At 46.2% G+C, this 14316-nt stretch carries 11 protein-coding genes; 8 read left to right on the top strand and 3 right to left on the bottom strand.

Translation table 11 applies throughout. The features are described from left to right. Positions 1 to 162: 162 nt before the first annotated feature. Positions 163 to 1539, bottom strand: coding sequence for a cysteine--tRNA ligase (cysS, locus tag ACXAH6_RS12660; protein ID WP_474877334.1), 1377 nt, complete (start codon positions 1537 to 1539; stop codon positions 163 to 165). A 201-nt stretch (positions 1540 to 1740) separates the two neighbouring features. Here cysS and ACXAH6_RS12655 point away from each other — a divergent pair, with 201 nt between their 5' ends. The 8 genes from ACXAH6_RS12655 (at position 1741) to ACXAH6_RS12620 (ending at position 11082) form a co-directional block, all read left to right on the top strand. Next, positions 1741 to 2235, top strand: a complete 495-nt coding sequence (locus ACXAH6_RS12655; protein WP_474877332.1) for a peptidylprolyl isomerase — start codon at positions 1741 to 1743, stop codon at positions 2233 to 2235. Positions 2236 to 2309: 74 nt separating this feature from the next. Then, positions 2310 to 3050 (top strand): UDP-2,3-diacylglucosamine diphosphatase, encoded by a 741-nt coding sequence (gene lpxH / locus ACXAH6_RS12650; RefSeq protein ID WP_474877331.1) that lies wholly within the window; start codon positions 2310 to 2312, stop codon positions 3048 to 3050. 295 nt (positions 3051 to 3345) lie between these two features. Next, entirely contained in the window at positions 3346 to 4929 is a 1584-nt protein-coding gene (locus ACXAH6_RS12645; RefSeq protein ID WP_474877329.1) for an alkaline phosphatase, read from the top strand. 14 nt (positions 4930 to 4943) lie between these two features. Then, a complete protein-coding gene (locus ACXAH6_RS12640; protein ID WP_474877327.1) occupies positions 4944 to 6866 on the top strand; it encodes an alkaline phosphatase family protein in 1923 nt (640 codons plus the stop codon). 58 nt (positions 6867 to 6924) lie between these two features. Beyond that, positions 6925 to 7665: a hypothetical protein gene (locus tag ACXAH6_RS12635; RefSeq protein WP_474877325.1), complete on the top strand. Its 741-nt coding sequence runs from the start codon at positions 6925 to 6927 to the stop codon at positions 7663 to 7665. A 153-nt stretch (positions 7666 to 7818) separates the two neighbouring features. Further along, positions 7819 to 8451, top strand: a complete 633-nt coding sequence (locus ACXAH6_RS12630; RefSeq protein ID WP_474877324.1) for a YqiJ family protein — start codon at positions 7819 to 7821, stop codon at positions 8449 to 8451. Between the two features lie 78 nt (positions 8452 to 8529). Next, complete coding sequence (locus ACXAH6_RS12625; RefSeq protein ID WP_474877340.1) at positions 8530 to 10269, top strand: flotillin family protein; 1740 nt, start codon at positions 8530 to 8532, stop codon at positions 10267 to 10269. A 36-nt stretch (positions 10270 to 10305) separates the two neighbouring features. Then, the gene (locus ACXAH6_RS12620; RefSeq protein ID WP_474877323.1) at positions 10306 to 11082 is read left to right on the top strand and encodes an SDR family oxidoreductase; all 777 of its coding nucleotides are present in this window, start codon (positions 10306 to 10308) and stop codon (positions 11080 to 11082) included. Between the two features lie 300 nt (positions 11083 to 11382). Here the strand turns inward: ACXAH6_RS12620 and ACXAH6_RS12615 are convergent, their stop codons facing one another. Both ACXAH6_RS12615 and ACXAH6_RS12610 read right to left on the bottom strand, forming a co-directional pair. After that, complete coding sequence (locus ACXAH6_RS12615) at positions 11383 to 13272, bottom strand: DUF3857 domain-containing protein (protein WP_474877321.1); 1890 nt, start codon at positions 13270 to 13272, stop codon at positions 11383 to 11385. Next, on the bottom strand, positions 13262 to 14308 hold the full coding sequence (locus ACXAH6_RS12610) for a hypothetical protein (RefSeq protein ID WP_474877320.1): 1047 nt from the start codon (positions 14306 to 14308) through the stop codon (positions 13262 to 13264). Before ACXAH6_RS12610 ends, ACXAH6_RS12615 begins: the two co-directional genes overlap by 11 nt. Between the last annotated feature and the right edge of the window lie 8 nt (positions 14309 to 14316).

The raw sequence follows: 14316 nt of genomic DNA, 5'->3' as shown, positions 1-14316 counted from the left end.
CCATGTGATGAGACTCGTACTTCCATCTTCGTAGCATACAGGCCTCGGACTCATTCATCCACGGGTAAACCCGTGGTGTTCTGTCGCTTCGCGACCGGTCACATAAAAAAGCCGGTTGAATAACCGGCTTTCAAATCAGATGAAAAACAACAATTGGTCGAATTAATTACGACGCCACGTCGTCCCTTGCGGGCCATCTTCCAGTACCACGCCCATTGCGGTTAACGCGTCACGGGCAGCATCAGCTTGTGCCCAATCTTTTGCCGCGCGCGCATCGTTACGTTGCTTAATCAAGGCTTCAATTTCTGCGACATCATCGTCACTACCTGACTTCAAGTATGCGTCGGGGTCGTCTTGTAGCAAACCGACAATACCGCCGAGGTGACGTAAAACAAAAGCAAGTTTACCAGCTTCTGCTTCATCCGCTTTCGAGCGGTTTAATTCCCGGGCTACATCAAACAACACAGACATCGCCTCAGGCACGTTCAAGTCGTCGTTCATTGCTGCTTCAAAACGCGCCAAATACCCGCCGTGTTCAATGGGCGTAGACTCATCAATAGCAACATTGCGAAGCGCCGTGTATAAACGCTCAAGTGATGCTTTAGCTTGGTCAATATTATCCTGTGAATAGCTCAACTGACTGCGATAATGGGCCGACATCAAGAAAAAGCGTAAGCACTCAGCATCGTGTTGTTTTAACACATCACGCAAAGTGAAAAAGTTGCCTAACGACTTAGACATCTTCTCGTCATTCACTTGCACCATGCCGGTGTGCATCCACGTATTGACATAAGGTGTGTCATTGGCGCAGCATGACTGAGCGACTTCGTTTTCATGGTGCGGGAAGGTCAAATCTGAACCACCGCCGTGAATATCAAAATGCTCACCCAAGTGTTTTTGGTTCATGGCAGAACATTCGATATGCCAGCCTGGACGCCCTTCACCCCAAGGCGATTGCCAGCTAGGCTCACCCGGCTTCGCCATTTTCCATAATACGAAATCAAGCGGGTCGTCTTTACCGCTGTCGACGTCAACGCGGGCACCGGCATTGAGTTGACTTAAGTCTTGGCGGCTAAGCTTGCCGTAGTCGTCGTACTTGCTAACGTCAAATAACACGTCACCACTGGTTGACTGATAGGCATAGCCCTTTTCCACCAGCTTTTCAATAATGTCGATAATCTCTGGTATGTGGCCTGTTACACGTGGCTCCACATCTGGCTCGAGCAAATTAATCGCCGCAAAGTCTTCGTGCATCATACCGATGGTACGCGCCGTGAGCGCTTCGGTTGTTTCGTTATTTTCAATAGCGCGCTTGATAATTTTATCGTCTACGTCGGTAATATTACGCACGTATTTCACGTCGTAACCTAAGTGACGCAAGTAACGCACTAAAATATCGAAACTCAAGTAGGTACGCGCATGCCCCATATGACTGAGGTCGTACACGGTTATCCCACACACATACAAGCCCACCTTCCCTTCTTGCAGTGGTGTAAACTGCTCTTTTTGACGGGTTTTGGTGTTAAATAGCTGTAGCATGAGTCAGGATTCCTTTGGTTTTTCATTTGTGGTCGCGAAGTTTATCACCGTCGCAACGCAAATACAGTAGTTAATATTGCCTTTCAAGTGTGAATAAACACTCACCTTTTTTACATCGCAGGAGTTTTTGTTGCTTTTCACATTACCTAAATTTGAGCTACTATTGCGCTTAAGTATTGATAGTTAAACAAGGTAACCAAAATGGTCACGTTAAAAACCAACTTCGGTGACATTACTTTAGAGCTTTATGCCGACAAAGCACCTAAAACTGTTGCTAACTTCATCGAATATGTAAAAGACGGCTTTTACGACAACACAATCTTCCACCGTGTGATCAACGGCTTTATGATTCAAGGCGGTGGCTTCACCGAAGATATGGATCAAAAACCAACTAAATCACCAATAGAAAACGAAGCTGACAACGGCCTAGCTAACGAAGCTGGTACCATTGCAATGGCCCGTACTAACGACCCACATTCAGCCACTGCACAATTCTTCATTAACGTGGGCAATAATGATTTCTTGAACTACTCAAGCCCTTCTGTGAATGGTTGGGGTTACTGTGTATTCGGTAAAGTGACCGAAGGCATGGACATTGTTGAAAAAATTAAGTCAGTAAAAACAGGCAACAACGGCTATCACCAAGACGTTCCTGTTGAAGCTGTAGTGATCGAAAAAGCTGAAATTAGCGAGTAATCGCCGTTTTTCCGATTCTGGGTAAGCACACTCTGCGCTTACCCTTTTTCTTTATTGCATACCGTCGTTGAGCCATGTCATTTACCTATTTTATCGCTGATATCCATTTGAGTGACGATCGTCCTGATATTACTCAGTGTTTACTAAACTTTTTAGCCCAAGACGCCATTCACGCAGACGCACTATACGTACTAGGCGATTTGTTTGAAGTCTGGATTGGCGATGACAACATCACTGACCTCAACGAAACCGTGGCTAAGGCATTCAACGCCGTTAGTCAAAAAACTCCCGTGTACTTTATTCATGGCAACCGCGACTTTGCACTCGGCAAAAAGTGGGCTGCGAAAGCGGGTATGACATTATTACCCGAACAGGCCATTATTGATCTGTACGGCACAAAAACACTGATATCTCACGGCGATGAACTGTGTACTCGTGACATTGCCTATCAAAAGTTTCGCAAAAAGTCTCGCAGTTGGTGGTGGTTACCCATGATGCTTGCGCTTCCCCTGTCGCTACGTCAAAAAATGGCAACCAAAGGCAGAAAGAAAAGCAAAGCCAATCAAGAGAATCTCACAATGGAAATTATGGATGTAACACAGGAAGAAGTGGTAAAAACCATGGAAGCCTACGACGTTCACGTGTTCATTCATGGTCACACACACCGCCCTAACATTCATACACTCACCGTACATGGCAAAACTGCTCGGCGAATTGTACTCGGCGATTGGTACACACAAGGCAGTGTTTTGCGGGTAAGTGCAAATGACATCCAGCTTGAACAAAGGTCCTTCAGCGCTCAAAAAACGAGTTAAACCGGAGCGGATAAAACACAGAACGCCAGCCCAACCTCTGTTAAACCGCAAAAAATGTTACGTTATATCATAAACTTAAAGTCATAATAACGTCACGCATCCTTCATATTGACGTCAATGAAACGTCACAAAACATCCCTAACCTTTTGTTTCGATTTGGTAATGAGTCTCATCTCGCGTTCAGGGACACGCTGATTTTTTAGATCAGTTCTAGCTGTTTACCAAATTGGAGCACTGACCTCACACACTCTTGTCAGTGAATTCTAATAAGCAAACTCTATATGGGATAACCACGATGAAATTTAACTGGAAAGTCAAAGTCAGTGCCCTCGCATTGGCTGTGTCTGCAGGCTTGCAGGCAGACGTGTTACCGGACAGCCAAGCGAACAGTGCTTGGTTTACCGATGCTCAATCAAAAATAGAACAAAAGCTCGAAACGACAAGTAACTTTAAAGCCAAGAATGTAATTTTATTTGTGGGCGACGGTATGGGTATTTCAACGCTCACCTCTGCCCGTATCCTAAAAGGTCAGCTAGACGGCGAGTTGGGAGAGGAAGGATATCTTTCGTTTGAACAATTTCCTCATACCGCGTTAGTAAAAACCTACAATGTTGATGCCCAAACACCTGACTCTGCCGGTACCATGACAGCCATGATGTCTGGCCTTAAAACCGATGTTGGCGTGATTGGTGTTGATGAAGATATTGAGCGCGGTGTTTGCAGTACCGTTGCGGGTAACGAAGTCGCAACAGCGCTAGAATTGGCTGAAATTAAGGGGTTATCTACTGGTATTGTTACCACTGCCCGTATTACTCACGCGACCCCTGCGGCCACCTATGCAAAATCGGCGGATCGTAACTGGGAAGACATTTCTGATATGCCTGAAGAAGCCGTAACAGCCGGATGTGTTGATATTGCAGACCAACTTGTTAACTTTGAAAGCAACTTGGAAGCGCGCTACACCGGTGTTGATGTAGACGGCATCGAAGTCGCTTTTGGTGGTGGTCGTCGCCACTTTTTACCAAAAGATGAAGCCTACAACAGCGCTGATGCGGTAAGTTCAGTGGAAGGTGATCGCACAGATAGCCGCGACCTCACCGCAGAATGGCAAGCCATGTACGAAAACGGCACCTACATCATGGACCAAACCGGTTTTGATGCAGTAGATACCGAATCAACCGAGCGTGTATTTGGCTTGTTTAACGAATCTCACATGCAATACGAAGCTGATCGCGCTAACGATGTGGCTGGCGAACCATCCATTGCTGAAATGACTGAGAAAGCCATTGGCATTTTAGATAACAACGACAAAGGCTTTTTCTTGATGGTTGAGTCGGGTCGTATCGACCACGGTCACCACGCTGGCAGCGCGTACAATGCCCTCACCGATGCGCTTGCCTTTGAAGCGGCAGTAAAAGCAGCCTATGAAGCAACCGACCCGTCAGAGACGTTAATTTTGGTTACTGCGGACCACGGTCACGTATTTACCATTGCAGGATATCCGAAACGCGGTAACCCGATTTTAGGCAAAGTGGTTAATGTGGGCGCTGAAGAACCAGCAACTGCAGCAGACGGCATGCCATATACCACATTGGGTTACGCAAACGGTATGGGTTATCACGATCTTGGCACGGCAACCGACGCCGATGCTGTTTATTCAGAAGCTATCGCCGCTGGCCGCGTAGACATTTCTAGTGTGGATACCGAAGTTTCTGGCTATCACCAAGAGGCATTAATTCCTCTTTCTTCTGAAACGCACTCAGGTGAAGACATTGCCCTTCACGCAACCGGCCCGGGCGCACAGCTTGCCCAAGGGGTTATTGAGCAGAGCGTTGTATTCCACCTGATTAATCAGGCTTTAGGTCTAGTAGAAGAATAAGCGGAGATCGAACAATGAAATTATTTAAACTGAGTATTGTAGCACTCGCAGTGGCTGGCCTTTCTGCTTGTTCATTGGAAGGTGATGACGGCGTTGATGGCACCAATGGTGTTGACGGTGCTGATGGTTCAAACGGCCTTAACAGCCTTATCGTACAAACCGCCCTTGAACAAGGCGATACAAACTGCCCTAACAGCGGCACGCAAATTGATTCAGGCATAGACGCCGATGCCGATGGCAGCCTGAGCAGCGATGAAATATCAAGCACAACCTATGTTTGTGCTGCAGGCGTCACCGATGTAGACAGCACTGAATTACTGACTAGCTTAAACAACAATTGGTTTACTGAAGCCTCAGCCGAGGTTGAACAAAACAAAACGGTTTGGTTAGAAGCGACAGGCGCGATCACGTCAACATCTTCAGTATCAAGCAATGATAAAAAATACAGCAAAGCAGAACTTCAAGCCCTTGCTCAATCACTTCGCGGCGAAGCGAAAAACGTGATTTTGTTTGTCGGTGACGGTATGGGTATTTCAACCGTTACTGCCGCTCGAATTCTCGAAGGCCAAATGAAAGGCTTGGACGGCGAAGAAAACAAATTGAGCTTTGGTGAATTCCCCTTCGCAGGCTTATCAAAAACCTACAACGTCGATGCACAAACGCCTGATTCGGCCGGTACGATGACGGCCATGATGTCTGGTGTAAAAACCGACGTTGGCGTAATTGGTGTTGACGAAGACATCGAACGCGGCGAATGCGCAACAGTCGCTGGAAACGAATTGGTAACCGCCTTAGAGCTAGCGGAAATTGCTGGTAAGTCTACGGGTATCGTGTCAACCGCGCGTATTACCCACGCAACGCCAGCAGCCACTTACGCTAAATCAGCAGACCGTAACTGGGAAGATGTTTCAGACATGCCTGCAGAGGCAGTGGAAGCCGGCTGTTCAGACATCGCAGCTCAGCTAGTCGAGTTTGAAGCAAACTTAGAAGCCCGTTACGAAGGCCTAGACGTTAACGGCATCGAAGTAGTAATGGGCGGCGGGCGTCGTCATTTCTTACCCAAGGATGCGGCTTATAACTCAGCTGATGCAGTGAGTTCAGTAGAAGGTGATCGCACTGATGGTCGCGACCTAACTGCAGAGTGGATGACAACCTACCCGACTGGTCAATACGTGATGGACCAAAGCGGATTTGATGCAATCGACACTGAAAACACTACACATCTATTTGGTTTGTTTAACGAGTCGCATATGCAATACGAAGCAGACCGAGATAATGATGTTGCCGGTGAACCTTCAATTGCTGAAATGACTGAAACTGCCATCAATATTCTTGATAACAATGATGACGGTTTCTTCTTGATGGTGGAATCGGGCCGTATTGACCACGGTCACCACGCAGGTAGTGCCTACAACGCATTAACTGACACCATTGCCTTTGCGCAAGCCGTTGCAAAAGCAGATGAGATGACAAGTGATAACGACACCTTGATCATTGTAACTGCTGACCATGGTCACGTGTTTACCATTGCCGGTTATCCAAAACGCGGCAACCCTATCTTGGGTAAAGTGGTAAATGTGGGGGCTGACGAACCAGCAACGGCGGCAGATAACTTGCCGTACACCACATTGGGTTATACCAATGGTATGGGTTATCACAATTTAGGTGACAGCGTTACCGACGGCGATGCCGTATACAGTGAAGCCATTGCGGCGGGTCGTATGGACATCAGTGGCGTGGATACAGAGTCATCTGGTTATCACCAAGAAGCCTTGATCCCATTGTCATCTGAAACTCACTCTGGTGAAGACGTAGGCATTTATGCCAAAGGGCCTGGCGCGTTCCTAGTGAACGGCACTAACGAGCAAAGTGTGATCTTCCACGTGATGGATTTCGCCGGCAACTTAGTCAATCAGGCAAATGACAGCGTAGAATAATCACTGCGTGTTTGTAGGGGCGGCATTGGTCGCCCCTTTTGTGTTTTTGGAGAACCTCATGTTTCGTTCACTTTTCGTACTTGGCCTCGTATTTTCACACGCAACCTTAGTGAGTGCGTCTGCCTCTCCCAACTCGTGTGAAAGTGCCGCTCAGCAACTGAATGCTAACTACACCATTACCTCAACGTGGGACAATGGCAAACGCACTGAAAAAACCATGTCACTGTGGCGCATGCCCAATAAAGTGGCACATGAATACCCTCAAACCCACATCACTGAAGGTTGGGAGTGGGTACATAAAAAGTTACTTAAACCCACACGCTATTTCGATGAACACCAACGTGCAATTGAGTATCAGCCAGGCGAGACCATTCACGGTAAAACAGACAAAGATTGGAGTTATCGCAACCAACTAGTGAGTGATCATCTGTTGAGTAAAATGACCCGTACAAAAAGTGAAGGTAAAGGCTGTGATCAGCGAGAGTATTACACCTTTGAAGACAACGGCGTTAAGATCAAGGTAGTTTGGCAACCCGCATTGGCACTTTTTACTCAATTCACTGTAATTGAGCCGCATCGAGAAACCCATTGGCAACGCCAGTCGGTATCGTATGACGACAAAGCAATCACCGCATTTTTCGACCAACGTTATCGCTACCAAACCACCGACTTTGCCGATATTGGCGATGATCATACCGATCCCTTCTTAACCAATATGGTCCATCAAGGATTTATTGAGGAAGGCGCCAGTGGTTTTTATGATGAACACGGTAAAGCGCTGGGTAGCCACTCTCATTAACAAAAATTGACCATAAATAGCGTCGTGTCTGCGACGCTATTCTTGTCGACTCTGCAAGCGAACCTATGACTTTAGTGTAAATCAGCTTGGCATTGATTCACTTTTAAATAAAAGTGTTATAATGTATCTGTCCCTTCATCACGGATGGTGAGTATGATTGCATTTTTGTTAGCTGACGCAAATTTTTGGTTTAGTTTTGCGATTGGCATTGTGTTAGTGCTTTGTATTATCGAAGCAGCAGGCTTATTGTTTGGTATCAGCCTACTCGGGGTGTTTGACGACATAACCACGATGGAAATGTCTGCCGACCTCGACGCCTCCCCCGACACCCTCACCTCGCTCGGTAACTGGCTCTGTTTAGATAAACTGCCATTAATGATATGGCTGGTATTATTACTCACTAGTTTTGCAATAACTGGGTACTGCATTAATTATTTCTACGCAGTAACCACCAGTTTTTATGCGCCTCTTTGGCTATCCTTTGTGGTTTCTCTCATTGTGTCTTTGGTGATCACCTCTCGCGTAGGCGGTGCCATTGCCAATTTATTACCTAAAAATGAAAGCAGCGCAGTAAACATTGACGATTTTGTAGGCGCAACCGGCCATATCACGTATGGCACTGCACGTTCAGGGTCTCCTGCCGAGGCCAAGTTAATCGACCAATATCAACAACCTCACTACGTGATGGTAGAACCGATGGAAAAAGAAGACACCTTTCAACAAGGCGACAAAATTATCTTGGTTCAAAAACAGCCATCTAGTTGGCTAGCAACGCGTTATCGGTAACACCCACCGCATTAATTTTCTTAGAAGGAAGTAGTACACATGGATAATGTAGACGTAAGTAACATCCCTTTGTTATTAATGACTATCGGCTTTGCGCTGGTAGGCTTATTTTTAATTTTCTTTATTTTTGCCAAGCTATATAAAAGGGCGACAAAAGAAATTGCTTTTGTTCGTACCGGTCTGGGCGGTGAAAAGGTTATTAAAGACGGCGGTGCCATTGTGTTACCTGTGGTACACGAAATCATTCCCGTAAACATGAATACCTTACGGATCGAAGTAGAAAAAACGCAAAAAGATGCGCTGATCACCAAAGACCGTATGCGTGTTGATGTAAAAGCCGATTTCTACTTACGTGTTGCCCCCAATGCCGCAGGCATTTCCATGGCAGCCCAAACACTGGGTACGCGCACCACACGAGCAGAAGAAGTCAAAAAACTCATGGAGTCGAAGTTCGTTGACGTATTACGCGCTGTTGCTGCCGAAATGACCATGACAGAAATGCACGAGCAACGCGCCGATTTTGTACAAAAAGTACAACAAAGCGTTGCTAACGACTTAGAGAAAAACGGTTTAGAACTCGAGTCGGTGAGCTTGACCGGCTTTGACCAAACGGACCTTGAATATTTCAACGAAAATAACGCCTTTGACGCCGAAGGTCGTGCCCGCCTCGCCAAAATTATTGAAGAAAAGCGCAAAGAAACCAACGACATTCAACAAGAAAATCGCGTTCAAATTGAACAACGTAACTTATTAGCTGAAAAACAATCTCTCGATATTAAACGAGATGAAGAAGAAGCTAAGCTTCAACAAGAACAAGCGCTCGCGTTTAAACGCCAAGAACAGAAAGCTGAAATTGCTAAGCAGCGCGAGATGAAAGAACAGGAAGAGCGCCAAGCCGAAATTGCCAAAGAACGCGCAATTGAAGCGTCAGAAATTGAGAAATCACGCGAAATTGAAGCGCGAGAAATCGAGAAACGCAAAACGATTGAAGAAGCCCGCATTTCCCAGTTAAAAGACTTGGAAGTCGCCGAACAAATGAAGCGGATTGCCGTTGCAACCAAATCGGAAGAAGAGTCAGCAGCGCGAGCTAAAGCCGCCGAGGCTGAAAAAGCCAAAGTTGAAAAAGAAGAAGCGGTCATTACCGCTAAACAAGTAGCCGAAGCCAATCGACGCAAAGAAATTGAAGTAATCGATGCGCGAAAAGAAGCCGAGCGTGAAGCGGTGAGTATTACCGTAGAAGCAGAAGCGAAGAAAGAAGCCGCTGAAAACGACGCACAAGCTGTACTCACCGAAGCAAAAGCACAGGCAGATGCGAAAATGCTACAAGCCGCTGCGGATGAAAAAGTCTTAGCAGTAGAAGCCGAAGGTAAAAAAGCCCTGTACGATGCTGAAAACACATTGAAAAACGAGCAAATTGAACTGCAAAAAGCCATGGCGATATTAAAAGTACTACCGGAAATTATTGCCAGCGCTGTTAAGCCGTTAGAAAATATTGAAGGCATTAAAATTTTACAAGGCTATGGCGGCGGCCACACACTAGCATCAGGCGCTGATACAGTTGGAACTGGTTCTGGCAGCTTTGCAGACCAAGTCACTAACGCCGCACTCAATTACCGTGCGAATGCGCCCATTGTCGACTCATTATTGAAAGAAGTTGGTATTGTTGATAAAGATACCGGAAGCTTACAAGACTTACTCAATGGCAATAGCCCCATTGTAGCAGCAGCGGCTAGCCAAATTTCGGAGCCAACTTCGGCACAAAATGATTCGCAACCGACGTCGCCCAAACCTCAGGGACAAAGTAATGATACTGAATAATACAATGAACCTCACACTTCATTGGGAGAAGGCGCTATGACAAGCGCCTTTTCTTTTTCCCGCAACCAAAGTGTTATTGTTACAGGTGCGAGCCGTGGTATTGGTGCAGAAACCGCGAAACTGTTCGCCAAGCATGGCTATGCGGTGTGTATCAATTATCTCAGTCAACATACGCGCGCAACTGATTTAGCCAATACCATTAACAATAACGGTGGGCTCGCCATTGCTATTCAGGGTGACATGAGTGATGAAGCCGATGTAAAAGCGCTATTTTCTGCAGCCTCGGCACAATTGCCTCCCCTGTCAGTTTTGGTGAACAATGTCGGCGTATTAACCACACAATCTCGTTTATCCGACATGTCACTCTCTCGTTTCAGCCAAGTGTTAAATACCAATGTACTGAGCTGTTTTCTTTGTGCCAGAGAAGCCATTCCCTATTTATCGATATCTGAACAGGGCCAAGGCGGTGCAATTGTGAATGTATCTTCGTTGGCGTCGGTCACTGGCGCACCAAACGAATACATAGACTATGCGGCGTCTAAAGGAGCGATGGACAGCATAACCCGAGGTTTAGCCAAAGAATTAGCGAAACAAAAAATTAGGGTAAACGGCGTCAGGCCGGGTTTGATTTATACTGACATTCACGCGTCTGGCGGTGATCCAGACAGAGTCGAACGGTTAGCGGCGAATTTACCCTTAGGTCGCGGCGGACACGCCAAAGAAGTGGCAGAAGCCATTTATTGGCTGGGATCAGATCAATCGAGTTTTACCACTGGAAGTTTTATTGATGTTGCAGGTGGGCTAACGGGATAAAAAACTACCACCCCGCTCTTCAGCGGGGTCGTGTGATCATTTCAACCGACTGTGATTGAATACATCTCCCGTAATCTCTGACCAGCAGAGCTAGCATTTTTTATTATTATTTGTTGTTATTATTTTTGTTAACTGTGCTTGGAGTACTTTAGCTTTCCGTATTTGTGAAAGCGCTATCACGCCCGTAAACCCTCGTTCCATCTGTTTACGGGAGAGGAATTTAACACCAAATTAACATAATAACAACACCCAGCTGCACTTTCTGTGTGATCTTTACACTTTTAAACGAGGCTGGCTTCGCTACCCATCATGCCCAAAAGAAATAGGTGCTTGTTTATAAAACACATTAAGTAAATCGTTAAAGCTCTTGATATCTTCCACTTCAACATAACGCGCTGGCAGCGAAAGCGTTGTGCTCACGTGGAGCGTGTCTAACTCGTCGCCTTCTTCAAAACGATAAGAGCGTGCCATAAAACCAAACTTGTGCTGTAAATCCAGATCAGGTGGGTAGCGATTTAGTTTCCAGTCATGTGGCACGTGAATGACATATTCCGACTGCACGAAAAAGCCCGGATAATATTGTCCGTACACTTCATTGTTAATCCAAGAATCTGACAACTCGTTGCGCAACCACGTGCTATTTTCGGCCAATGCTACCCCTTCCTCAGGGTCGAAATAGCTGTCGTAATCGGTTTCTGCGTGCGCTGTTAACATATTAGACATCACGTCAACACCCGACACCTCAAAGACAGGCTCTGCATCTTCGTTCACCACGTCGTGATATAGGTCAACCATGTAATCTATGCGCTTGGGTTGTGCCAGACCAGCCATTCTCTCGCGCATCAGCGCTGCATATTCATTCAAATACGTGAGTGTAAGTAATTCTTTTTGCCCACCCTCTTTTGTGATCGTAATATCTGACTGTGTTTTCATTTGCCATTTAAACTGCGCACGAGGAATAGTGGTCAGTGGTTCATCATTAGACAGGTTTAACGCCACATGACCTTGGATCCAGTCTGATGTACTCTGCCATTGGGTATAGGCATCGGTAGGATCTAAGCAATACTGCTGACCTTCAAAAGTAAAGCAAACAACCACATGATCGAACAAGCCAACGGAAGCCACACCTGTCATTTCGGTGTTTTCACGCTCTGTCGCCACTAATACTGGCTGCGCATCAATACCAATGCTTTGTAGCATGGCTACCAACAGGGCCGACTTGTCTTTACAGTCGCCAAAGCGATTTTCAATCGTCTCATCAACATGATGTGGCACAATATCGTAACCCGCTTCAGAGCGGGAAACATAACGAATATCACGGGCCACAAATTCAAAAATTCGGTGAATTAATTCTCGCGTCCCATCAGCTGTTTTGGCAAAGTTCTCTACCAGAGGCTTCACCCCTTTATTGTCTTGAATCGCTTTGACAAACCCGGGGCGCACTTCATCTTTCACCGCCTGCCAATCGCGTTCAGTAGAGATGGTGAGCTGCCCCAGTTCATCTCCCCAATTCACCGTATTGTCTGACTCTGCCGCCACAATATCTGCGCCGTGACAACGTACCGTTTGAGGAGCTTCTTCGCAGGTAACAAACTCACTGGAATTCTGAAAATACAATGGCGTCGCGTCGTCCCAATTGGCGCTAAAACTATAATTCAACATATCAGCATGCTGTTGAGGGTAAGTGCGGTAATTCCAAAATGTACGTTGAGGCGTTAAGGTTTCTTCAATTTTATAAGCAATAACTGTCATTCCGCCCGCCTGTACCGCGGGATAAGAAACAATCATTTTTTCTGTTTCGGTAAAGGTATTGTATGAATCAGCATCGATGACTTTCTGGTGCGATTCATTGACATAGTGCACCTCACCTGTAGGGCTAATACTCGCGGCCGTGAGTATGGTGAGTTTCTCTCTTAACTGGTTGAAGTAAATGGTTTCATATGCGTCATTTTGAACCGACGCTGTTGTGGGATAAAACCAAATTTTGTGCCCGTAAACAGTCACTTTGTTATCTGACACCACAATGTTAATGGCGCGTTCTAAACCAGTAAGTGAAGTATGCGAGGTTTTATCGAGCTCTTTTACTAACTGTTGAGCTCGTTTAATAAGTGGCTCATCTTGCAAAAATGATGCACTGGCCGGCACAACAAAAAAGATACCAATAATGACTAATAGTGTTTTATTCCACATCGACTATCAACCCCTGTGCATCTTCAACAAATTGCTTTTTATATCGCATGTATTTGATCGTGGGAACCCACATATAAGCGAGTATTTCCGCCATACCTGATTCGGTTTCAATGAGGTACGACATATATAACTGCTTATCACCACCTTGTTCGTTTTCGCAGATGACCACAGAGCGCATTAGCAGGGTTTCTGATTGTAGCGACCGTTTTGCGTTGCACGTTGCACCAGACATTTCTTCTAAAAACGTAGACTGACGATTTTGCGCCACACTACTGAAATTGGTGTCGTCATCATACGTAAACACGGCGTACCACATAGTATTTAGCGCTGTCGGCCCGCGAAGTTCATAATCGGCCGAGCCGTCGGTAACCGTTCCTATCTCGACCTTTTCCCAACCTTCTTGATTCAAGGTAAACCGAACGCCCACTTCGGGCACCACAATTTCCGTTCCGGGTTCTATAGTGTCAGCACCAAAATTAAACACATTGAGCTTTTCTAAAGCCCAAAACATCGCGCCCCAGAAAAACAAAAATAATAGCCCTACAACCCATTCCAGCGCATTGAAGCCAGCAAAGCGTTGCATCATGGGTTCTGTTCTAAATTGGCTGCGGATGCGATTAATACGCTGGTGCAATACCAAGAACATAACGAATGACACCGCCCATAATACAATTTGCAGTGCACTGTTTTCTGACACCTCACCAACCACATAAGCCCCGATATAAGCGCCGGTAAACATCACATTCCAAGCGATATTCTGTGCCGCCGACCACGTGGGGAGGTGGTGTTCCTCTTCAATATCACGAAACGTATTGAGCAAGATGTGACAAGCAAAGGGGATGGTAATGCACACAATCGGCACAAAAAACCACAATATTGGGGTAAAAGGCCGGCCAGTGATTCGTTTACAATCGCGCGCGGCCATGGCAAACCACACGAAAATATAACACCCCATCGTGATTAGGGTGATGCCACCTTCAAGCCACCCCGAACGATACGGTGCAACCTTTACATTAGAAAGGGATGAGTCTGTCACATCCTTGT

This window comes from Alteromonas sp. ABE4_545 (assembly GCF_056161325.1).
This window is presented reverse-complemented; position numbering and strand designations above follow the sequence as displayed.